Source organism: Frigoribacterium sp. CFBP 13707 (assembly GCF_014842245.1).
Lineage (GTDB): Bacteria > Actinomycetota > Actinomycetes > Actinomycetales > Microbacteriaceae > Frigoribacterium > Frigoribacterium endophyticum.
Map to the genome: position 1 here is coordinate 15050 of NZ_JACYVL010000008.1, position 20945 is coordinate 35994.

A 20945-nucleotide genomic window follows, 5' to 3' on the forward strand; every position below is an offset into this window, starting at 1 on the left:
CCGGCAGGCATAGGCTGCTCGCATGCACGGTGAGTACAAGGTCCCTGGCGGCAAGCTCGTGGTGGTCGACCTGGAGGTGCGCGACGGGCGCATCGCCGAGTTCCGCCTCGCGGGCGACTTCTTCCTCGAGCCCGACACGGCGCTCGACGCCATCGACCGCTCGATCACGGGCCTCCCGGTCGAGTCCGACGCCGCGACGATCGCCGCGGCCGTCCGCGCCGGGCTGCCCGACGACGCCGTCCTGCTCGGCTTCACGCCCGAGGCCGTCGCCGTGGCGATCCGCCGAAGCCTGTCGAAGGCGAGCGACTGGCGCGACCACGAGTGGCAGATCATCCACGACGCCCCCGTGTCGCCGAACATGCACCTCGCCCTCGACCAGGTGCTCACCGAGGAGGTCGGGGCCGGCCGTCGCGGCCCCACCCTGCGCTTCTGGGAGTGGGAGCAGCCGGCCGTCGTCATCGGCAGCTTCCAGTCGCTCCGCAACGAGGTCGACCTCGACGCGGCCGAGGAGCACGGCTTCGAGGTCGTCCGCCGCATCAGCGGCGGCGGCGCCATGTTCATGGACGCCCAGTCGATCGTCACCTACTCGCTCTACGCCCCCGGCGAGCTCGTGCAGGGCATGAGCTTCGCCGACAGCTACGCCTACCTCGACGAGTGGGTCATCACGGCGCTGAAGTCGCTCGGCATCGACGCGTTCTACCAGCCGCTGAACGACATCACGAGCGCCAAGGGCAAGATCGGCGGGGCCGCCCAGAAGCGCCTCGGCAACGGCGCGCTGCTGCACCACGCGACCATGTCGTACGACATGGACGGCGAGAAGATGGTGAAGGTGCTCCGCATCGGCCGCGAGAAGATGAGCGACAAGGGCACCACGAGCGCCGCCAAGCGCGTCGACCCGCTCCGCAGCCAGACCGGCCTGCCCCGCGCCGAGATCATCGAGCGCATGAAGCAGACCTTCACGGGCCTCTACGGCGCCACGACCGGCCACGTCACCGAGGCCGAGCTCGAGGCCGCCGAGCAGCTCGTGACGACGAAGTTCGCCACGCCCGAGTGGCTCCGCCGGGTCCCGTGACGTGAGCCCTGCAGGCGTGCCCTGCGGGCACAGCTCCGAGAGCCGGGGGGAGTCGCGGGTCGGCGACCGGGGTCAGCGGGCCAGCAGCTCCTGGTAGTCGACGTGCTCGTCGACCCAGTCGGCGACGAACGGGCAGAGCGGCACGACGCGCAGCGAGGTCTCGGCGCGCACGTCGTCGAGGGCGCCCTGCACGAGCTGCGCGCCGAGGCCGGCCGAGCGACGGCTCGGCTCTATCTCGGTGTGGGTGAAGCGGATCTCGTCGCCGACGACGTCGTAGGCGGCGAAGCCGACGGTCTCGCCGTCCTCGACGAGGGCGTACTGGGACTGCTGGGGGCGGTTCTCGACGGTGATGCTCATCCGGCGACCCTACGCCCGGTGAACTGGCCGCTGCCCGGCACGACAGAATGGTGACCATGCCCGTCGACTGGACCCGTGACTCCCCGAGCCTCGTGGTCCACGGCGACAACCTCGACGCGACCCGTCAGCTGCCCGACGGCGCCTTCACGGTCGTCTACCTCGACCCGCCGTTCAACACCGGGCGGCCGCAGCAGCGGCGCTCGACGACCTCGATCCGCAGCGTGGAGGGGTCAGTCACCGCCGTGACCGGTTTCAAGGGGCGGGGCTACGAGCGGATCCGCGGCGACCTGATGCGCTACGACGACCACTTCGACGACTACTGGTCGTTCCTCGAGCCGCGCCTCGCCGAGGCCTGGCGCCTGCTCGCCCGCGACGGCACTCTCTACCTCCACCTCGACTACCGCGAGGCCCACTACGCGAAGGTGCTCCTCGACGCGCTCTTCGGCCGTGAGTCGTTCCTCAACGAGATCATCTGGGCCTACGACTACGGCGCCAAGAGCCGCAACCGCTGGCCCACGAAGCACGACACGATCCTCGTCTACGTGAAGGACGCCTCGGCGTACCACTTCGACTCCGAGACGGTCGACCGGGAGCCCTACATGGCGCCCGGGCTCGTCACGCCCGAGAAGGTCGCCCGGGGCAAGCTGCCGACCGACGTCTGGTGGCACACGATCGTGTCGCCGACCGGCCGCGAGAAGACCGGCTACCCCACGCAGAAGCCCGAGGGCGTGCTGCGCCGCATCGTGCAGGCCTCGTCGCGCGAGGGCGACTGGGTGCTCGACTTCTTCGCCGGCAGCGGCACGACGGGTGCCGTGGCCGACGCCCTGGGGCGCCGCTACGTGCTCGTCGACAGCAACGAGGAGGCGGTGGCCGTCATGCGTCGACGGCTCCCGTCGGCGGAGTTCGTCGTCGCGGAGCCGCCGGCCACCGAGCCGGGCTCCGAAGCGGCCACGGCGAGCTGAGCGGCGCGGCCGAGCAGAGCGGGGCGCCCGGCCGCACGGGTCAGGGGGTCAGCGGGTCAGCGGGTCAGCGGGTCAGGCGTTCTCGGTCTCGCGGACGGTGGCGACGTGCGGGTGGGCGGCCACGGCGGCCGGTGCCGCGGTCGTCGCGTCGTGCCCCTGGCCGGCGGGCCCGTCGACGCCGTGGTCGTCGATCTCGATCGCGGAGGTCATGTCGCGGAGGAAGCCCACGACGGCCGCCGACTCGTCGGCGGTGAGCGACTCGGCCGCGCTGATCATCCGCGTGTGCATGCTCGCCATCGTGGCGCGCACCTCACTGTTCGAGTCGCCGGTGGCCGTGAGCAGGACTCCGCGCTTGTCGGTCGGGTGCGAGTGGCGCTCCATGTGCCCGCTGCGCACGAGGCGGTTGATGAGCACCGAGGTCGAGGCGGAGGTGATGCCGAGGTGGTCGGCCAGTTCTTTGGCGCTGACGGTCTCGCTGCGGCGCTGGGCGCGGAGGAGGAAGCGGACGGCCGCGAGGTCGGTCTCGCCCATCTTCATGGAGGTGCGCGTGCGACGGCGCATCTCGGACTCGGCCGCACGGTAGCGGCGCAGGGCGTTGAGCACTTCGACGCCGCGCTCCTCGTTGCTGCTGGAGTACCAGTAGCCGGAGGCGTCGTAGATCGGGGCTGACCTGTCGGGCATGCTAGAGAGTCTAGCTAGGGCCGGCGACGGTGGCGAGGGGCCCGTCGTTCTCCCAGGGAGGGGCCCGCGGCGCGGCCCGGAGACGAGGACGGGCCGTGCACCCTGAGGTGCACGGCCCGGGGTCGTCGCGCCTCCCGCGCTGAGCTTCACGGGCAGGGACCGCCGGAGGCGAGACGACCAGGACGTCAGCGCGTGGCGCCTACGTCGTCGTCAACGTTACTCGCCTCGGCGACGGAGTCCAGTCACGGTCGCTGATCCGCAGGCTCCTCGGAGGCTCCGTCGACTGCCGTCCCCCGGCGGGGAGCGTCGCCCCCGTCGATCGTCCGGACGCTGCCCGTGTCGGGCGAGACGAGTGCGCCCGTCGCGGCCGCCGCCTCCTGCGCCTGAACGGCCGCGTCGGCGGCGAGGGCCGCCTGGGCGTCGTCGTGGGCCTCGTCGATGGCCGACTTCTGTCGCAGCGGCGTCGCCTTGAGGAAGAAGCTGAGCAGGAACGCCACGAGCACCACGGCCAGCGCGACCCAGAAGACCGTCACCGTGGCGTTCGCGAACCCGTCGAGGAAGGGCGCCGCCAGGCGGCGATCGGCCGTGTTGAGGAACGACGTGTCGCCGTTGAGCGCCCCGCCGACCTGGGAGGTGTCGCCGCCCTGGGCCGACTGGTACAGCCCGAGGATGGAGGCGTTGGCCGGGTCGCTCGCGACGGCCGGGTCGGCGAGGGCCGCCTGGGCGTCGGCCTGCAGGTCGCGGTCGGCGAACGCGCCGGCGATGGTCTGCGGGATGCGCGAGAACAGCACCGAGAAGAGCACGGCGGTGCCCAGCGTGCCGCCGATCTGGCGGAAGAACGTCGAGGCCGAGGTGGCCACGCCGATGTCGCGCGGGCCGACGGAGTTCTGCGACGCGATGGTCAGCGTCTGCATCAGCTGGCCGAGGCCGAGGCCGACCAGCAGCATGCCGAACATCATGAACCAGTAGGGCTTGTCGTACGACAGGGTCGTGAACCAGAAGAAGCCCAGCGCCATGAAGGCCGTGCCGGTGATCGGGAAGATCTTGTAGCGGCCGGTGCGGGCGATCAGCTGGCCGGAGACGATCGACGAGATCATCAGGCCGGCGATCATCGGCAGCATCTGGAAGCCGCTCTCGGTCGGCGTCGCGCCGTTGACGAGCTGCAGGTACAGCGGCACCGTCAGGAGGGCGCCGAACATGCCGAAGCCGACCAGGACGCCCAGCACCGTCGACATCGCGAAGGTCGGGATGCGGAAGAGCTTGAGCGGGATGAGCGCGTCGTCGCCCATGCGGCGCTCGACGGCGATGAACGCGGCGATGCCGACGACGCCGACGACGTAGCAGGCGAAGGCGCGGGGCGAGCTCCAGCCCCACTCGCGGCCCTGCTCGGCGACGAGCAGCAGCGGCACGGCGGCCACGATCACGGCGCCGGCGCCGAGCCAGTCGATGCGGACGTTCTCGCGGCGCACCTGGCCGGGGATGTGGAGGAACCGCACGACGACGCCCAGCGCGACGATGCCGATCGGGATGTTGATGAGGAACACCCAGCGCCAGCCGGTGACGAAGAGGATCTCGTCGGCCCCGGCGAAGAGGCCGCCGACCAGCGGGCCGATGACGCTCGAGATGCCGAACACGGCGAGGAAGTAGCCCTGGTACTTGGCGCGCTCACGCGGGGCGAGGATGTCGCCCATGATCGTGAGCGGCAGCGCCATGAGGCCGCCGGCGCCCATGCCCTGGATCGCCCGGAAGATCGCGAGCTGGTACATGCTCTCGCTGAACCCGGCGGCGAGCGAGCCGACCAGGAAGATCGAGATCGCGATGAGGAACAGCGGCCGACGGCCGAAGATGTCGCTGAGCTTGCCGTAGATCGGCGTCGAGATGGTCGACACGATCAGGTAGGCGGTGGTGACCCAGGCCTGCAGGCTGAGCCCGTCGAGGTCGTCGGCGATGGTGCGCATGGACGTGCCGACGATCGTCTGGTCGAGGGCGGAGAGGAACATGCCGGCCATCAGCCCGAAGATGACGAAGAGGATCTGACGGTGCGTCATCAGCCCCTGTCTCTCGGCGGGCGCGGCGGCGGCGGGGGAGGAGTCGGTGACCCGGGACATGTGTGGTCTTCCTGGTGCGGTGAGTCTGACGGGGTGCGCGGCGGGCCGCGGGGGGAGGGGGCAGCGGCGCCGGAGGCGCGGTGAGCGCCGATCGTCGACGTCACGTCGACGAGAAACTTGCGTGGTACGCAGAAGTTACTCCACGCGGCGTCGCGCCGCCACGTGACGTCCGCTCGACCCGCGGTGCGCCCCCTACCCTGGAGCGCATGTCGTCACGCCGCCCGCGCCTCCGCCCCGCCTCCCCGGGCCGCGGGGCACGGCGCCGCGCGGCGACGGCCCTGGCGCTCGGGCTCGTGGCCGCGGTGCTCGCCGGGTGCACCGGCGCGGGCGACGGGGCCTCGGTGACCGGCACCGCGACTCCCTCGGCGACGCCCCGTGCGAGCTCGACGCCCCCCGCCCCGGCCCCGACGGAGGACCCCGTGACCCCAGCCCCGGAGCCGGCCGCGCCGGCGACGCCCGCGTTCGACCGCGGCGCCCTCTCGGTCGACGACCCCGCCAGCCTCTGGGTCGTCAGCGACAAGCTGCGGCCGCTCGACCCGGTCGACTACGCCCCGGCCGACCTCGTCACCGTCGACGTCTCGTCGCAGAACCCGCCCGTGTTCCGCGCGGAGGCCGGCGACGCCCTGCTCGCCCTCTTCGCCGCGGGGGAGGCGGAGGGCGCGGGCCCCATGACCGTCCAGAGCGCGTACCGCTCGTACGCGACGCAGGTGACCGTCTACGCGGGGTGGGTGCAGCAGCTCGGCCAGGCCCAGGCCGACGTGCAGAGCGCCCGACCGGGCTTCTCGGAGCACCAGACCGGGCTCGTCGCCGACATCAGCCCGCTGCCGCTGAGCTGCGTGCTGCAGGCGTGCTTCGGCGACACGTCGCAGGGCCGTTGGCTCGCGGAGAACGCGTGGCGGTTCGGCTGGCTGCTGCGGTACCCGGCCGACAAGACCGCGGTGACGGGCTTCACGTACGAGCCCTGGCACTTCCGGTACGTGGGCGTGCCGCTCTCGACCGAGATGCACCAGCAGGGCGTCACCACGCTCGAGGAGTTCTTCGGCCTGCCGGCCGCGCCGACGTACGCCGGCTGACCGTCGCGGTGGCGGCGGCGGTGGCTGCGGCAGTGGCTGCGGTTGCGGCTGTGGTCGTGACGACGAGGAGGGGCCGGGCTGCGATCGCGGCCCGGCCCCTCCTCGTCGCGTGAGCGGCGTCGCTAGCTGCCGAGGGCGGCGTCGACGATCGTCTTCGCCTCCTGCTGCACGCGCGCCAGGTGCTCGGGGCCCTCGAACGACTCGGCGTAGATCTTGTAGACGTCCTCCGTGCCGCTGGGGCGGGCCGCGAACCACGCCTTGTCGGTGACGACCTTGAGGCCGCCGACCGCGGCGCCGTTGCCGGGAGCCTCGCTGAGCGTGGCGGTGATCGGGTCGCCCGCGAGCTCGGTGGCCGTGATGGCGTCGCCGTCGAGCTTGCCGAGGCGCGCCTTCTGCTCCTTGCTGGCGGCGGCGTCGACGCGCTCGTAGACGGGGTCGCCGAACTCCTCGGTCAGCTCACGGTAGAGCTGCGACGGGGTCTTGCCCGTGACGGCGATGATCTCGCTCGCGAGCAGGGCGAGGAGGATGCCGTCCTTGTCGGTCGTCCAGACCGTGCCGTCCTTGCGCAGGAAGGACGCGCCGGCGCTCTCCTCGCCGCCGAAGGCGACGGAGCCGTCGACGAGCCCGGGCACGAACCACTTGAAGCCGACCGGCACCTCCCAGAGGCGACGGCCGTGCTTCTCGGCGACCTTGTCGATGATGCTCGACGACACGAGCGTCTTGCCGATCGCGGCGTCCTCGCGCCACTGCGGGCGGTGCGTGTAGAGGTAGTCGACCGCGACGGCCAGGTAGTGGTTCGGGTTCATCAGGCCGCCGTCGGGCGTCACGATGCCGTGGCGGTCGGCGTCGGCGTCGTTGCCGGTGAGCACGTCGAACTCGTCCTTGCGGTGCACGACGCTGGCCATGGCCGACGGGCTGGACGGGTCCATCCGGATCTTGCCGTCCCAGTCGAGCGTCATGAAGCGCCAGGTCGGGTCGACGCCGGGGTTCACGACGGTGAGGTCGAGGCCGTAGACGTCGCGGATGGCGCCCCAGTACTCGACGCTCGCACCGCCCAGCGGGTCGGCGCCGATCTTGACGCCGGCGGCCTTGATGGCCTCCATGTCGATGATGTTCGCGAGGTCGCCGACGTAGCCGCGGAGGAAGTCGTGGCGGCCCGGGCTGCCGTCGCCGCGGAGCACGTCGACGTTGCCCGCCGCGATGATCTCGTTGGCCCGGTCAGCGATCCAGCCGGTCGCGTCGCTGTCGGCGGGCCCGCCGTGCGGCGGGTTGTACTTGAAGCCGCCGTCGCGGGGCGGGTTGTGGCTCGGCGTGACGACGATGCCGTCGGCCTTGTCGAGGTTCGCCGGGTCGGAGTTGTAGACGAGGATGGCGTGGCTGAGCGCGGGGGTCGGCACGTAGCCGCCCTCGGCGTCGGCCAGCACGTGCACGCCGTTGCCGGTGAGCACCTCGACCGCGGTGCGCTCGGCCGGCCCGCTCAGCATGTGCGTGTCGCGCCCGATGAACAGCGGGCCCGTGATGCCCTGCCCCGCCCGGTACTCGACGATCGCCTGCGTGATCGCGGCGATGTGCGTCTCGGTGAAGGCGGCGTCGAGAGACGAGCCGCGGTGGCCCGAGGTGCCGAAGACGACCTTCTGCTCGGCCTTCGTGACGTCGGGGACGAGGGAGTAGTAGGCGTCGACGACCTCACCGGTGTCGATCAGGTCGCTGTCTTGTGCGGGGGTTCCGGCGCGGTCGGTCATGGGGTCATCCTGGCACCAGCCGCCGACCTGCGTCGCGCCTCGTCGACGGCCCTCAGTAGGCTCTCGGTCATGTCGACCCCCGCCTCCCCGCTGACCTACAGCTACCTCGGCCCGGCCGGCACCTTCACGGAGGCGGCGCTCAAGCAGGTGCCGGAGGCCGCGGGCGCCGTGTGGCACAGCGTCAACAACGTCGGCGAGGCCCTCGCCGACGTCGTCTCGGGCCGCAGCACGGCCGCGATGATCGCGATCGAGAACAGCGTCGAGGGCGGCGTCTCGGCGACGCAGGACGCCCTCGCGACAGTTCCGGGCCTCCGCATCGTCGGCGAGTACCTCGTGCAGGTCGACTTCGTGCTCGTGGCGCGCCCCGGCACGACCCTCGACCAGGTGCGCGTGGTCAACGCCCACCCCGTCGCCTACGCCCAGACGCACCTGTGGCTCGAGGCGACGCTGCCCGGCCACGGCCACCTGCCCGCGACGTCGAACGTCGCGGCGGCCGCCGACCTGCTCGCCGCGCCGGCGGGGGCGGGGCGCGCCGACGCCGCCGTCGCGCCGCCCACGATCACCGAGCACCACGACCTCGACGTGCTGGCGACCGAGATCGGCGACAACCGGAACGCCGTCACGCGGTTCGTGCTGGTCAGCCGCACGGTGCCGGTGCCCCCGGCGACCGGGGCAGACAAGACGAGCCTCATCGTCGAGCTGCCCGAGGACGGCGCGGGCGCCCTGGTCGACATGCTCGAGCAGTTCGCGACCCGGGGCATCAACCTCAGCCTGATCCAGTCGCGCCCGATCGGCGACGCCCTCGGGCGGTACCGGTTCGTCATCGACCTCGAGGGGCACGTGCTCGACGAGCGCGTCGCCGACGCGCTGCTCGGGCTCAAGCGCTTCAGCCCGAACGTCATCTTCCTCGGCTCGTACCCCCGGGCCGACGGCCGACCGGTCGAGGTCTCGCCGCGCAACGACGACGATGCGTTCGTCGACGCCCGCGACTGGCTCCGGGGGCTGGTGGCCGGCTCGCTCTAGTTCGCGAGCCGGCCCCGGCCCGGTCTGTCGGTGCCTAGCTGCCGGTGCCTAGCTGTCGGCGGGCACGCGCACGGTCAGCGCGCCCTCGTCGACGACCGCGCGGAGGGCGACGGCCTTGCCGACGGAGTCGCCGTCGATCTCGAAGTCCTGCGGCGAGTCGAGCCGCACCACGAGCTTGCGGCCCTTCATGTAGCGCAGGGTGCGCACCTCACGGCTGTTGGCGGCGAGGATGCGGCGGCCGACCTGGGTGCGACGCAGCACGCCGTTCTCCCACACGATCTTGAACCAGATCTGGAACCAGCCGAAGAAGCCCTCGGGGCGCAGCGCGACGATGTCGAACTGGCCGTCGTCGATCGCGGCGTCGGGCAGCAGCATGATGTTCGCCGGCAGGAGGCCGCAGTTGCCGACGATGACCGTGTGGGCGCGCATCGACTTGCGGCCGCCCCCGTCGAGCTCGTAGCGCACGTCGATCTTGTTGTTGTCGCGCAGGGCACGGATGATGGCGTCGACGTAGGCGAGCCAGCCGACGCGCGCCTTCAGGTCGTCGTTGGTGTTCGCGAGCATCTTGGCGTCGAGGCCGACCCCGGCCATGACGACGAAGGCGAACGTCTCGCGCTGGCCGTCCTCGCGCTCGATGTCGACCACCCCGAGGTCGATGTCGCGGTCGCGGCCCTGGAAGGCGGTGGCGATGGAGTCGTCGAGGTTGTCGAGCGACAGGTCGAGGTTGCGGGCCAGGAGGTTGCCCGTGCCCGACGGCAGCAGGCCGATCGAGGCGTCCGTGCCCCGCAGGGCCTCGGCCACGGCCCGGACGGTGCCGTCGCCGCCCGCGGCGATCACCATGTCGGCGCCGTCGGCGAGGGCCTGTGCGGTGACCTCCCCGCCCGGGTCCTCCTTGCTGGTCTCGTAGAAGCGGGTCTCGCCCCAGCCGGCCTCGCGCTCGTGGCGGGCGATCGACTCCTTGACGGCCTCGATGTCGACCTTGATCGGGTTGTAGACCAGCGCGGCCGTCTTCTGGGTCGTCTCGGCCGCGGGCGTCGAGCCGGGCTCGGCGGGCGAGGAGGAGGGGGAGGGGGTCATGCGCCGAGCGTATTGGTCGGGGAGCCCCCGCGACCGGTCTCGGGGCAGGTCGCCGGGAGAACGGGCCGACCCGCGACTCCGGGGAGGGACGGGGGCTGACGTCCACACGCACTCCTTAGGATGGTCGCGTGATCGATCCCCAGCTGCTCCGAAACGCCCCCGACCTCCTCAAGGCCAGCCAGCGCGCCCGCGGCGACTCCGAGTCGCTGGTCGACGACGCCGTGGCCGCCGACTCCTCCCGCCGTGCCGCGATCTCGGCCTTCGAGGCGCTGCGCGCCGAGCAGAACGCCTTCGGCAAGACCGTCGCGAAGGCCCCGAAGGAGGAGAAGGCCGCGCTCGTCGCCGAGGCGCAGGCGCTCGCCGCCCGCGTGAAGGAGGCCCAGGCCGCGTCGACCGAGGCCGACGCCGCGTTCGACCGGGCGATCCGCTCGCTCGGCAACCCGGTGATCGAGGGCGTGCCCGCCGGCGGCGAGGAGAACTTCGTCACCCTCCGCGAGGTCGGCACCCGCCCCGCCTTCGACTTCGAGCCGCTCGACCACGCCGACCTGGGCGAGGTGCTCGGCGCGATCGACATCAAGCGCGGCACCAAGGTGTCGGGCTCGCGCTTCTACTTCCTCCGCGGCATCGGCGCGCGGCTCGAGCTCGCGCTGATGAACATGGCGCTCGACCTCGCGGTGAAGAACGACTTCACCCCGCTGATCACGCCCACGCTGGTGCGCCCCGAGATCATGGCCGGCACGGGCTTCCTCGGCTCGCACAGCGACGAGGTCTACCACCTGCCCGCCGACGACCTCTACCTCACCGGCACGAGCGAGGTCGCGCTCGCCGGCTACCACGCCGACGAGATCCTCGACGTCGAGGCCGGGCCGATCCGCTACGCGGGCTGGTCGACCTGCTACCGCCGCGAGGCCGGGGCCGCCGGCAAGGACAACCGCGGCATCCTCCGCGTGCACCAGTTCAACAAGCTCGAGATGTTCAGCTACGTGCACCCCGACCAGGCCACCGCCGAGCACGACCGGCTCGTCTCGTTCCAGGAGACGATGATGCAGTCGCTCGGCCTCAACTACCGCGTCATCGACGTCGCGGCCGGCGACCTCGGCTCGAGCGCCGCCCGCAAGTTCGACATCGAGGCCTGGGTGCCGACGCAGGGCACGTACCGCGAGCTCAGCAGCACGTCGAACTGCACCACCTTCCAGGCCCGCCGGCTCGACACCCGCTACCGCACCGAGAGCGGCAAGACCGCTCCCGTGGCGACGCTGAACGGCACCCTGGCGACGACGCGCTGGCTGGTGGCGATCCTCGAGACGCACCAGCGGGCCGACCGCTCGGTGGTCGTGCCCGAGGCGCTCCGCCCGTGGCTCGGCGGCCTCGAGGTCATCGAGCCGGTCGCGTGAGCGGCGTGGGCCGTCCGACCGACGTCGCGGCCTCGGACGCCGCCGCGGGCGTGGTCGACGGTGAGCGCTGGCTCGTCGCCCTCGACGTCGACGGCACGATCATGCAGGAGGACGGCACGATCAGCGACGGCGTCGCGGAGCAGATCCGCCGCCTGCGCGAGGCCGGCCACGCGGTGATGATCGCCACGGGCCGCTCGGTCTCGACGACGCTGCCGGTGATGGACCGCCTCAGCCTCGTCTCCGACTACGTCGTCACGGCGAACGGGGCGATCACGCTCGGGCGCGACGAGTCGGCGCCCACCGGCTACGGGCAGGTGCACGTCGAGGAGTTCGACCCGACCGACGTGCTCACCACGATCCGCGGCGAGATCCAGGAGGGCGGCTACGCCGTCGAGGACCGCGACGGGGTGCTGCGCTACTGCGGTTCGTTCCCGACCGTCGAGTCGAGCGGCAACGCCGAGAAGGTCGAGTTCGAGCAGCTCTTCGACCGCCCGGCGACCCGGGTGGTCGTGGTCTCGCCCGACCACGGCACCGACGACTTCCTCGAGGTCGTCGAGCGGATGGGCCTCTCGAAGGTGAACTACAACGTCGGCTGGACGGCCTGGCTCGACATCGCGCCCGACGGCGTGACGAAGGCGACGGCCCTCGAGCGGGTGCGCGAGTGGCTGGGCATCCCGCGCGAGCGCGTGTTCGCCGCCGGCGACGGCCGCAACGACATCGACATGCTGCGCTGGGCCTCGGCCCAGGGGCGCGGCTGCGCGATGGGCCAGGCGCCCGACGACGTCTTCGCCGTCGCGAACGAGCGCACCGGCTCCGACGTCGACGACGGGCTCGCCGCGGCGCTCGCGACGCTGTAGGCGGGGTCGACGGGGGCGGGTCGACGCAGTCGGGTCGGGGTCGGGGTCGAGGGGGCGACCGCCTCGCGGGCTGGTCGATCGCGCCCGTGTCGCCCGCGCCTCCTCGGTTAGACTCGGCCACGGTCGTGCGGGCTCGCCCGTCGCGCACCGGGAGGGCTGTCCGAGCGGCCGATGGAGCTTGTCTTGAAAACAAGTGGGCAGAGATGTCTCGTGGGTTCGAATCCCACGCCCTCCGCACCACGTCGCCTCGGCGACGACGAACCACGTCCTCGCACCGGAACCAGGCCGCGGCGTGGTTCGCGTGCGACGACCTGGTGCCTCACGGCCCGAGCGGCTGCTAGTCGTCGGTGGGGCGGCGGCGCTGCTGCTTGGTGGCCGAGCGCTCGCCCTTGGCGCTGAGCCGGCGGCGGTCGGAGCCGCGCGTCCGGCGCGTCGGCCGTCGCGGCGCGGCGTCGGGGGCGAGAGCCGCGGCGACGATCTCGGCGAGCTTCGCGAGCGCCGTCTCGCGGTTGCGCAGCTGCGACCGCTGCTCGGACGACGTGACGGTCAGGGCGCCGGCGACCAGGCGGCCGTCGAGACGCGACGTCAGGCGCTCGCACTGCGCCTCCGTCAGGCTGTCGGCGTGGGCGACGTCCCACGACAGCTGCACTCGGCTGTCGGAGGTGTTCACGTGCTGCCCGCCCGGCCCCGACGACCGCGAGAAGCGCCAGGTCAGCTCCGCCGCGGGGATCGTGAGCGCACGCGACACGACCAGGTCCATGGCCCCACCCTCGCACGCCGGGGGCGCCCGTGGGCGCACTGCCGCAGCAGCGCGGCGGGCCGGGGCGGCGCTGGTCGCGGCGGGGGCCCCGAGCCGGTACCGTGCACCGGTGACGACACGAGGGGCGAGGGCGACGCGGTGATCCCCGAGACGATCGCGTGGGTGGTCGCGGCGGTGCTCGTCACCGTCGCCACGAGCGGAGTCGCGGGTCGGGCCGGCTGGTCGGCCCCGGTCGCGCTCGTCACGGTCGGCGCCGTCGCGTCGTTCCTGCCGTTCGTGCCCGAGGTGGTGATCGAGCCCGACGCCGTGCTCTACGGGCTGCTGCCGCCGCTGCTCTTCGCGGCCGCGATCCGCACGCCCCTCGCCGACATCCGGGCCCGGCGCGACAGCATCCTCGTGCTCTCGGTCGGGGTCGTCGTGGTCACCCTCGCCGCCGTCGGCTTCGCGCTCTGGGCCCTCGTGCCGGCGGTGGGCCTCGCCGCGGCGCTGGCGCTCGGCGCCGTGGTCGCCCCGACCGACGCGGTCGCCGTCCAGGCCGTCGCCGGCAAGGCCCGCCTGCCCCGCCGCGTGCTCTCCATCCTCGAGACCGAGAGCCTCCTCAACGACGCCACGGCGCTCGTCGCCCTCAACACCGCCATCGCGGCCGTCGTCGGCGTCGTGCACCCGATCGAGGTGGGCGGCGAGTTCCTCCTGGCGGTCGGTCTCGGCGTGGGCATCGGCCTCCTGGTCGGCCTCGGATTCTCGGTCGTCCGCCGCTTCCTCCACTCGCCGGTGCTCGACACGAGCCTGTCGCTCGTCGTGCCCTTCGTCGCGTTCGTGCCGACGCAGGAGATCGGCGGCAGCGGCGTGCTCGCCGTCGTCGTGGCCGGGCTCTGGCTCGGCTGGCGGGCCCCGCTCATCCAGTCGCCCGAGGCTCGCATCGCCGAGTCGGTCAACTGGCGCACGATCCAGTTCCTGCTCGAGAACGCGGTCTTCCTGCTCATCGGGCTCAGCCTGTCGGGCATCGTGCGCGGCCTCCGCCGCTCGAGCCTCGACGGGCTGCAGATCGCCGGGGTCGTCGTCGCCCTCCTCGTCGTCCTGGTGGCGTCGCGCTTCATCGCCGTCGGCCTCGCGAAGGTGCTGTTCGACCACGGGCCGCGGGCGCTGCGCGAGCGCTCGTGGAACTGGCGCACGGTCACCGCCGTCTCGGCCGCCGGCATCCGCGGCGTCGTCACGCTCGCCGCCGTGTTCCTCCTGCCCGCCGAGACGCCCGAGCGCGAGCTGCTGCAGTTCCTCGCCTTCGCGGTCGTCGTCGGCTCGCTGCTGCTCGGCCTCTTCCTCCCGCCGATCATCCGGGCGCTCCGCCTGCCCCGCACCGCCGACCTGCAGGAGGAGTCCGACCGCGACCGCCTCCTCGACGAGGCCCGGGCCGCGGGCCTCGAGGCCCGGCGGGAGGCGAAGGAGTCGCGGGTCGACGAGCAGGGCGAGCCGGCCGTCGGGGCGGCCGGCCGCGACGAGTCCGACGACCTCACCGACCTCACGGGCGAGCGGCTCGAGCACGACCGGGTGCGACGTCGCATGATCGAGGCCGAGCGGGCCGCCGTGCTCGCGGTGCGACGGGAGCGCCGCTACCCGGAGACCGCGGTGCGCCAGGTGCTCGAGCTCATCGACGCCGAGGACGTCGCCCTGCGCCGCCGCGAGGGGCCCCGCGAGTAGGCCCTCGGCGGCCGGTGTCTAGGCTCGGGGCATGGCCACCGTCATCCTCGTCCGTCACGGGCGCACCACCGCCAACGCGAGCGGAGTCCTCGCCGGGCGCACCCCGGGCGTCCTGCTCGACGACGTCGGGCGCCAGCAGGCCGTCCGCACCGGCGAGCGGCTCGCCGTCGTGCCGGTCGTCTCCGTCGTCTCGAGCCCGCTCGAGCGCTGCCGCGAGACCGCCGGGTACGTCCTCGACCGGCAGGAGGGCAGCCCGACGACCCCGGTCGAGGAGGGCATCTCCGAGTGCGACTACGGCGACTGGCAGGGCCGCACCCTGAAGGAGCTCAGCGCCGAGCCGCTCTGGGCGACCGTGCAGGGGCAGCCCTCGGCCGTGACCTTCCCCGGCGGCGAGTCCATGGCGGGCATGCAGGCCAGGGCGGTGGCGGCGATCCGTCGCCACGACGCCGCCGTCGAGGCGGAGCACGGCCCGGGCGCCGTGTGGGTCGCGGTCAGCCACGGCGACATCGTCAAGTCGGTGCTCGCCGACGCGCTCGGCATGCACCTCGACCTCTTCCAGCGCATCGCGGTCGGCCCGGCCTCGGTCTCGATCGTCCGGTACGGCACGAGCCGCCCCGAGGTCCTCGCGACCAACACCGACTCGGGCGACCTCTCGTGGCTGCGCGCGGCGGCGCCCGCGGCGGACGCCGCCGTCGGGGGAGGCGCGGGGCACGAGTGACGACCGGCACCGTCGACGAGGTGGCCGGCCCGCCCGCCGGCACCGCGACTCCCGCCCTGCACGCAGCCTGGGCCGGGCCGGCCCGCCGCTCGTAGGATGGGCGGCATGCCCACCATCGTCCACGGATTCGACTGGCCCGACCGGATCGTCGTCGGCACGATCGGCCAGCCCGGTCAGCGCGAGTTCTACCTGCAGGTGCGCGACGGTGCCCGCCTCGTCAGCGTCGGCCTCGAGAAGCAGCAGTCCGCGGCCCTCGCGGAGAAGATCGACGAGATCCTCGACGAGCTGAGCTCGCGGGAGGGCACGTCGCTGACGATCCCCACCGTCACCCCCGTCGAGCTCGTCGACAACGAGCCGCTCGAGCAGCCCGTCGAGCCGGAGTTCCGCACCGGCGCGCTCAGCCTCGGCTGGGACCCGACCACGGCCCAGGTCGTCATCGAGGCCTTCCCCGTGGTCGAGCTCGACGACGACGAGTCGGAGGCCTTCTCGGCGGCCCTCGCCGCGGCCGAGGCGGACGACGACGAGGCCGCGGTCGAGATCGAGGTGGAGGCCCCCGAGCTGCTGCGCGTGCGCATCCCCGTCGGCACCGCCCGCGCCTTCGCCGCCCGGACCCACGAGGTCGTCGGCGCCGGCCGCCCCCTCTGCCCGCTCTGCGGCACGCCGATCGACCCCGAGGGCCACGTCTGCCCGGCCGCCCCGGGCCTCGGCGAGATCGGGCCCGACGACCTCGACGACCTCTTCGACGGCGGCCGGCCCGACGGTCGGCCGTAGGCCGTGACCGTGGCCCGCGAGCCGGAGGTGCCCGTGCCCGGTGCTCCCGCAGCTGACGCGCCCGTGGCCGGTGCTCCCGTCCCGTCAGGGCCTGTCCCGTCGGGGCCTGTCCCGTCGGGGCCCGTCCCGTCGGGGCCCGTCCCGTCGGGCGACCTCGAGCTGACCGGCCGCGTGCGCATCGCCTCGAACGACACCTTCGTCGGCACGATCGACGGCACGGCCGTCGTCTACAAGCCGGTCGCGGGCGAGGCCCCCCTGTGGGACTTCCCCGACGGCACCCTGGCGGGCCGCGAGGTCTCCGCCTTCCTCGTCAGTGAGGCGTTCGGCTGGGGCGTCGTGCCGACCACGTGGCTGCGCGACGGGCCGCTCGGCCCGGGCATGGTGCAGCTCTGGCAGGAGGTCGACCCCGAGCAGTCCGCGGTCGACCTCGTCTCGAGCGACGAGGTGCCCGAGGAGGGCTGGCTGCCCGTCATCGACGGCACCGACGAGCGCGACCTGCCGGTGACGCTCGTCCACGAGGACTCCGCGGCGCTGCGGCGCATGGCCGTGTTCGACGTCGTCGTCAACAACGCCGACCGCAAGGGCGGCCACGTGCTGGCCCTGCCCGGCGGGCACCGGCACGGCGTCGACCACGGCCTCACCTTCCACGTCGAGCACAAGCTCCGCACCGTGCTCTGGGGCTGGCTCGGCGACGAGCTCGCCCCCGACGAGCTCGAGGGGCTCGCGCGCGTGCGGGCCGACCTCGACGGAGCCCTGGGGGAGGCGCTGGCCGAGCACGTCACCCCGCTCGAGGTCAGCGCGACGATCGCCCGGTGCGAGCACCTGCTGTCGTCCGGTCGCTTCCCCGAGCCCCGCGGCCACGGCTCCGCCGTTCCCTGGCCGCTGTTCTAGCGACCCGGTGCGGCTCAGGCCGCGCGGCCGGGGCCCGGCTGCCGCCCGTCGAGGTACGACTCGACCACCGCGGCGCCGAGGTCGTCGGCCTCCGGCGCGACGACCGTGCCGCCGACCCGGCGTGCCATGGCGTCGACGAACCGGGCGAGGCCGGGGTCGTCGCCGAGGCGGAAGATCGTCGTCTGCGCGCCGAGGCGCATCGAGGCGTCGAGCTCGCGCACGGTGACGGCGATCGTCAGCGGCGCCGGCGGGTAGTCGAACCAGGTGGCGCCGTCGGCCTCCAGGTGGGAGGTCGGCTCGCCGTCGGTGACGATGAGCAGCACGGGCTGCGCGGAGGGGTGCTTCCGGAAGTGGCGGTTCGCGAGCAGCAGCGCGTGGTGGAGGTTCGTGCCCTTCTCCCACTTCGCGTCGAGGCCCACGAGCTCCTCGATCTCCATCGTCCGCGCCTCGCGGCCGAAGCCGATCAGCTGCAGGTCGTCGCCGCGGAACCGGCTGGTGACCAGCGTGTGCAGCGCCAGCGCCGTCCGCTTCATCGGCACCCAGCGGTCGTCCATCGCCATCGAGAACGAGGTGTCGACCAGGAGGGCGACGCACGCCTGCGTCCGGGCCTCGGTCTCCTGCACCTCGACGTCGCCGATCTCGATGCGCACGCCGTCACGGGTGGACCCGCCGCCGCCCGCCACGCGCGTCACGGCGTTGGTGACCGTCCGGGTGACGTCCCAGGGCTCGGTGTCGCCGAACGCCCACTCCCGCGTCGCGCCCGACCGCTCGCCGGCCGCGCCCGCCCGGCGGACGTCACGCGCGCCTCGTCGGCCGGAGACCGTCTCGGCGATGTCGCGCAGCAGCGCCTTGCCCAGCTGGCGCATCGCCTTGGGCGTGAGGCGCAGGCGGCCGTCGGCGGCTCGGGACATCGTGCCCGAGTCGCGCAGGGCCTGCTCGAGGCGCTGGAGGGCCCGCGCGTCGACCACCGCCTCCTGCCCCAGCTGCCGGGTGAGGGCGTCGAGGTCGAGGTCGTCGAGCTGGGAGCCGGGGCCCGACTGCGCCAGCTGCTCGGCGAGGGCGTCGAGGTCGGCGAGATCCTGGAAGACGCCGGTGCCGTCGCCCAGGCCCATGCCCTCGCCGCCGCCGAACTGCTCCGAGCCGCCCCAGTCCTCTCCGGGGCGCAGCCCGCGGAGCACGTCGTCGAGCTGCGACAGCTGACCCATCAGCTCGGGGGAGCCGAAGGCCTGCTGGGCGAGCGCGTCGAGCTCGTCGCGCTGCGCGGGGGTCAGCGAGTTGCGCAGCCGCTGCGCCGCGGCCGCCCGCGCCGCGAGGGCGTCGATCAGCTCGTCGACGGTCTCGGGCCCCTCGGGGAACGCGTCGCCGTGCGCGGCCATGAAGTCGTCGAACTGCTGCGCGACGTCGTCGCCCCGCCGGTGGGCCTCGAGGAGGTCGGTGAGGTCGGCGAGCATCTGCGTCGTCGCGGCACGGTCGGCGTCGGTGGCGCCCTCGAGCGCCTGCTTCATGCCGGCGAAGCGCTGGTCGAGCAGCTCACGGCCGAGCAGGTCGCGGATGGCGTCGTAGTCGGCCTGGGCCTGCCGGCTCTGCCAGCGGTAGCCCGCCAGCTCGGCGACGGCGGCGGCGGGCGACGGGGGCAGGCTGTCGAGCTGCAGCTCGGCCAGCGCACGGTCGCCGTCGTCGAGCTCGACGTCGCGCGCGAGCTGGCGGCGCTCGTCGAGCACCGCCCGCTCGAGCAGCGCCGCGACCTCGCGCAGCGTGCCGTCGAGGTCGGTGCCCCGCATCAGCTCCCGGCGTCGCTCGGCGACGCGGCGGGCGAGGTCGTAGAGACCGCGACCGTCGCTGCCGCCGCGGCGCAGGAACTCGCGCAGCGCCGCCTCGGGCGACCGCCCCGCCATGACGTCCTCGCCGACCGCGTCGAGGGCCTCGCGCAGGTCGACCGGCGGGGCCAGGGGGTCGGGCCCGCCGTCGAACCTCCGGTAGCTCGAGCCGCGCCCGAGCCTCCTGTTCGCCCTAGCCATAGACGGCCTGCCCGTCGCCCGCCTCTTTGCTGACCCGGCGGGCCAGCCAGAGGCCCTCGAGCGCGAGCTCGATGGCCCCCGCACGCTGCCCGTCGCTGGTGGCGCCGAGACGCTCCGCGACCCGGTCGTAGAGGTCGGACTCGCCGAGCGAGGGCAGCCCGGCGAGGAAGTCGCGCGCCGTCACCTGCTCGCCGGTCGTGACCATGCGGCCCGCCTCGAGCGCGTCGACCAGCAGGTCGAGGTCGACGCCCCGCAGGTGCGCGCGCACGGCCTCCGCCGTGGCCGTCCGCAGCAGGTGGTCGAGGATCTCGTCTTCTCGCCCCTCCTCGCCCGACTCGAACTCGATCTTGCCGCCGAGCACGTCGACGGCCGTCTCGAGGTCGATCGGCCGGGCCACGGCCTCGGGCTCGCCCTGGCGCGTCGCGCGGTGCAGCGCGGCCGCGGCGATCGTCTCGGCCCCGGCGATCGCGAAGCGAGCGCTGACGCCGCTGCGCTGGTCGACGGAGGGCGAGTCGCGGAGGGCGCGCGTGAAGCGGGCGAGCACCTCGACGAGCACGTCGGGCACCTCCGCCACGAGGTCGGCCTCCTGCCGGATCACCGCGATCTCGTCGTCGAGCTCGATCGGGTAGTGGGTGCGGATCTCGGCCCCGAACCGGTCTTTCAGGGGTGTGATGATGCGGCCGCGGTTCGTGTAGTCCTCCGGGTTCGCGCTCGCGACCACGAGCACGTCGAGCGGGAGCCGCAGCACGTAGCCGCGGATCTGGATGTCGCGCTCCTCCATCACGTTGAGCATCGCGACCTGGATGCGCTCGGCCAGGTCGGGGAGCTCGTTGACGGCGACGATGCCGCGGTGGCCGCGGGGGATGAGCCCGAAGTGGATCGTCTCGGGGTCGCCCAGGCTTCGGCCCTCGGCCACCTTCATCGGGTCGACGTCGCCGATGAGGTCGGCGACGCTCGTGTCGGGCGTCGCGAGCTTCTCGACGTAGCGCTCGTCGCGCCCGCGCCAGGCGACCGGCAGGTCGTCACCGAGCTCGGCCGCCCGGCGGACGCTCTCGGTCGTGATCGGCTCGAACGGGTGCTCGCCGAGCTCGGAGCCCTCGATCACCGGCGACCACTCGTCGAGCAGGCCCGCCAGGGTGCGCAGCAGGCGCGTCTTGCCCTGGCCCCGCTCGCCGAGCAGCACCACGTCGTGCCCGGCGAGCAGCGCCCGCTCGAGCTGGGGCAGCACGGTGGTCTCGAGCCCGTGCAGCCCGGGCCAGGGGTCTCGGCCCTCGCGCAGGGCGGAGAGCAGGTTGTCGCGGATCTCGGTGCGGAGCGGTCGCAGCCGGTGCCCGGAGGCTCGCAGCTCGCCGACGGTCGTCGTCGTGGGTCGTGTCACGCGAGCGACGGTACGCCTGACCACCGACGTCCACCAGGGCCCGGGGCGGGCGCCGTGCCGGCTCGTAGCCCGCACCCAGGGAGCGGGAGGCCCGCTGCCAGCCCGGGTACGGGAGACGTGCAGCCACCGTGCCCGCGACTCCCACGGCTCCCGGGGCGAGCCCGCAGGAGGCGCGGGCCGGGTCGGCCGGAGGGGGGACGACGGGCGTGCCCCCACCCCCGAAGACGGGCGGCGCCGGCACCGCACGGGGGCTTGAGGCGCACGGGGGCCCGTGCTGCACTGTCGGCACCAGGTCGGCGAGCCGTGGCCCCGCTCCCGCCGCCTGGTCGACGGGTGCTCCGCCCCGCCGCCCTCCTCACCGAACGGAA

Annotated in this window: 18 protein-coding genes and 1 tRNA gene; 11 read left to right on the forward strand and 8 right to left on the reverse strand. The window is 73.5% G+C overall.

Annotation, left to right across the window (positions count from 1 at the left end):
* The first annotated feature begins 22 nt into the window (after positions 1-22).
* Complete coding sequence (locus IFT45_RS12850; protein ID WP_056052046.1) at positions 23-1072, forward strand: biotin/lipoate A/B protein ligase family protein; 1050 nt, start codon at positions 23-25, stop codon at positions 1070-1072.
* Positions 1073-1144: 72 nt separating this feature from the next.
* Here IFT45_RS12850 and IFT45_RS12855 read toward each other — a convergent pair whose 3' ends face one another.
* A complete protein-coding gene (locus tag IFT45_RS12855; protein WP_056052050.1) occupies positions 1145-1429 on the reverse strand; it encodes a GNAT family N-acetyltransferase in 285 nt (94 codons plus the stop codon).
* A gap of 47 nt (positions 1430-1476) precedes the next feature.
* On the opposite strand from IFT45_RS12855, the gene IFT45_RS12860 reads away from it, so the two are divergent.
* Complete coding sequence (locus IFT45_RS12860) at positions 1477-2391, forward strand: site-specific DNA-methyltransferase (protein WP_370543590.1); 915 nt, start codon at positions 1477-1479, stop codon at positions 2389-2391.
* A 72-nt stretch (positions 2392-2463) separates the two neighbouring features.
* Here the strand turns inward: IFT45_RS12860 and IFT45_RS12865 are convergent, their stop codons facing one another.
* Together IFT45_RS12865 and IFT45_RS12870 are read right to left on the reverse strand one after the other, a co-directional pair.
* Positions 2464-3072: a MarR family winged helix-turn-helix transcriptional regulator gene (locus IFT45_RS12865; protein ID WP_167257904.1), complete on the reverse strand. Its 609-nt coding sequence runs from the start codon at positions 3070-3072 to the stop codon at positions 2464-2466.
* A gap of 242 nt (positions 3073-3314) precedes the next feature.
* A complete protein-coding gene (locus IFT45_RS12870; RefSeq protein WP_244638000.1) occupies positions 3315-5180 on the reverse strand; it encodes an MDR family MFS transporter in 1866 nt (621 codons plus the stop codon).
* Between the two features lie 206 nt (positions 5181-5386).
* On the opposite strand from IFT45_RS12870, the gene IFT45_RS12875 reads away from it, so the two are divergent.
* On the forward strand, positions 5387-6253 hold the full coding sequence (locus tag IFT45_RS12875) for a M15 family metallopeptidase (RefSeq protein ID WP_192128589.1): 867 nt from the start codon (positions 5387-5389) through the stop codon (positions 6251-6253).
* 122 nt (positions 6254-6375) lie between these two features.
* On the opposite strand, the gene pgm is transcribed toward IFT45_RS12875, so the two are convergent.
* On the reverse strand, positions 6376-7995 hold the full coding sequence (gene pgm, locus IFT45_RS12880) for a phosphoglucomutase (alpha-D-glucose-1,6-bisphosphate-dependent) (protein WP_192128591.1): 1620 nt from the start codon (positions 7993-7995) through the stop codon (positions 6376-6378).
* Between the two features lie 69 nt (positions 7996-8064).
* On the opposite strand from pgm, the gene pheA reads away from it, so the two are divergent.
* Entirely contained in the window at positions 8065-9018 is a 954-nt protein-coding gene (pheA, locus tag IFT45_RS12885) for a prephenate dehydratase (RefSeq protein ID WP_192128593.1), read from the forward strand.
* A 48-nt stretch (positions 9019-9066) separates the two neighbouring features.
* On the opposite strand, the gene IFT45_RS12890 is transcribed toward pheA, so the two are convergent.
* Complete coding sequence (locus IFT45_RS12890) at positions 9067-10095, reverse strand: diacylglycerol kinase family protein (RefSeq protein WP_192128595.1); 1029 nt, start codon at positions 10093-10095, stop codon at positions 9067-9069.
* Between the two features lie 128 nt (positions 10096-10223).
* Here IFT45_RS12890 and serS point away from each other — a divergent pair, with 128 nt between their 5' ends.
* The 3 genes from serS to IFT45_RS12905 all read left to right on the forward strand — a co-directional run bounded on the left by serS (position 10224) and on the right by IFT45_RS12905 (position 12581).
* The gene (gene serS, locus IFT45_RS12895) at positions 10224-11489 is read left to right on the forward strand and encodes a serine--tRNA ligase (RefSeq protein WP_192128597.1); all 1266 of its coding nucleotides are present in this window, start codon (positions 10224-10226) and stop codon (positions 11487-11489) included.
* A 5-nt stretch (positions 11490-11494) separates the two neighbouring features.
* Positions 11495-12346, forward strand: coding sequence for an HAD family hydrolase (locus IFT45_RS12900; RefSeq protein ID WP_371811006.1), 852 nt, complete (start codon positions 11495-11497; stop codon positions 12344-12346).
* Positions 12347-12496: 150 nt separating this feature from the next.
* Positions 12497-12581, forward strand: a tRNA-Ser gene (locus tag IFT45_RS12905).
* Positions 12582-12683: 102 nt separating this feature from the next.
* Here IFT45_RS12905 and arfB read toward each other — a convergent pair.
* Complete coding sequence (gene arfB, locus IFT45_RS12910) at positions 12684-13106, reverse strand: alternative ribosome rescue aminoacyl-tRNA hydrolase ArfB (protein ID WP_192128599.1); 423 nt, start codon at positions 13104-13106, stop codon at positions 12684-12686.
* Between the two features lie 138 nt (positions 13107-13244).
* Here arfB and IFT45_RS12915 point away from each other — a divergent pair, with 138 nt between their 5' ends.
* The 4 genes from IFT45_RS12915 to IFT45_RS12930 all read left to right on the forward strand — a co-directional run bounded on the left by IFT45_RS12915 (position 13245) and on the right by IFT45_RS12930 (position 17181).
* Complete coding sequence (locus tag IFT45_RS12915) at positions 13245-14801, forward strand: sodium:proton antiporter (protein ID WP_056052072.1); 1557 nt, start codon at positions 13245-13247, stop codon at positions 14799-14801.
* A gap of 31 nt (positions 14802-14832) precedes the next feature.
* A complete protein-coding gene (locus IFT45_RS12920) occupies positions 14833-15519 on the forward strand; it encodes an MSMEG_4193 family putative phosphomutase (RefSeq protein WP_192128601.1) in 687 nt (228 codons plus the stop codon).
* A gap of 105 nt (positions 15520-15624) precedes the next feature.
* Complete coding sequence (locus tag IFT45_RS12925) at positions 15625-16290, forward strand: DUF3090 domain-containing protein (protein ID WP_192128603.1); 666 nt, start codon at positions 15625-15627, stop codon at positions 16288-16290.
* Positions 16291-16353: 63 nt separating this feature from the next.
* Positions 16354-17181: an SCO1664 family protein gene (locus tag IFT45_RS12930; RefSeq protein WP_192128693.1), complete on the forward strand. Its 828-nt coding sequence runs from the start codon at positions 16354-16356 to the stop codon at positions 17179-17181.
* A gap of 14 nt (positions 17182-17195) precedes the next feature.
* Here IFT45_RS12930 and IFT45_RS12935 read toward each other — a convergent pair whose 3' ends face one another.
* Both IFT45_RS12935 and IFT45_RS12940 read right to left on the reverse strand, forming a co-directional pair.
* On the reverse strand, positions 17196-19199 hold the full coding sequence (locus tag IFT45_RS12935; RefSeq protein ID WP_192128605.1) for a VWA domain-containing protein: 2004 nt from the start codon (positions 19197-19199) through the stop codon (positions 17196-17198).
* Positions 19192-20577: an AAA family ATPase gene (locus tag IFT45_RS12940; RefSeq protein ID WP_056052084.1), complete on the reverse strand. Its 1386-nt coding sequence runs from the start codon at positions 20575-20577 to the stop codon at positions 19192-19194. Before IFT45_RS12940 ends, IFT45_RS12935 begins: the two co-directional genes overlap by 8 nt.
* Between the last annotated feature and the right edge of the window lie 368 nt (positions 20578-20945).

What these genes read in the sequence shown, in the direction of transcription:
- IFT45_RS12850 (WP_056052046.1), top strand. Translation starts at nt 23, where the DNA reads ATGCACGGTGAGTACAAGGTCCCTGGCGGCAAGCTCGTGGTGGTCGAC.
- IFT45_RS12855 (WP_056052050.1), bottom strand. Translation starts at nt 1,429, where the DNA reads ATGAGCATCACCGTCGAGAACCGCCCCCAGCAGTCCCAGTACGCCCTC.
- IFT45_RS12860 (WP_370543590.1), top strand. Translation starts at nt 1,477, where the DNA reads ATGGTGACCATGCCCGTCGACTGGACCCGTGACTCCCCGAGCCTCGTG.
- IFT45_RS12865 (WP_167257904.1), bottom strand. Translation starts at nt 3,072, where the DNA reads ATGCCCGACAGGTCAGCCCCGATCTACGACGCCTCCGGCTACTGGTAC.
- IFT45_RS12870 (WP_244638000.1), bottom strand. Translation starts at nt 5,180, where the DNA reads ATGTCCCGGGTCACCGACTCCTCCCCCGCCGCCGCCGCGCCCGCCGAG.
- IFT45_RS12875 (WP_192128589.1), top strand. Translation starts at nt 5,387, where the DNA reads ATGTCGTCACGCCGCCCGCGCCTCCGCCCCGCCTCCCCGGGCCGCGGG.
- pgm (WP_192128591.1), bottom strand. Translation starts at nt 7,995, where the DNA reads ATGACCGACCGCGCCGGAACCCCCGCACAAGACAGCGACCTGATCGAC.
- pheA (WP_192128593.1), top strand. Translation starts at nt 8,065, where the DNA reads ATGTCGACCCCCGCCTCCCCGCTGACCTACAGCTACCTCGGCCCGGCC.
- IFT45_RS12890 (WP_192128595.1), bottom strand. Translation starts at nt 10,095, where the DNA reads ATGACCCCCTCCCCCTCCTCCTCGCCCGCCGAGCCCGGCTCGACGCCC.
- arfB (WP_192128599.1), bottom strand. Translation starts at nt 13,106, where the DNA reads ATGGACCTGGTCGTGTCGCGTGCGCTCACGATCCCCGCGGCGGAGCTG.
- IFT45_RS12920 (WP_192128601.1), top strand. Translation starts at nt 14,833, where the DNA reads ATGGCCACCGTCATCCTCGTCCGTCACGGGCGCACCACCGCCAACGCG.
- IFT45_RS12925 (WP_192128603.1), top strand. Translation starts at nt 15,625, where the DNA reads ATGCCCACCATCGTCCACGGATTCGACTGGCCCGACCGGATCGTCGTC.
- IFT45_RS12935 (WP_192128605.1), bottom strand. Translation starts at nt 19,199, where the DNA reads ATGGCTAGGGCGAACAGGAGGCTCGGGCGCGGCTCGAGCTACCGGAGG.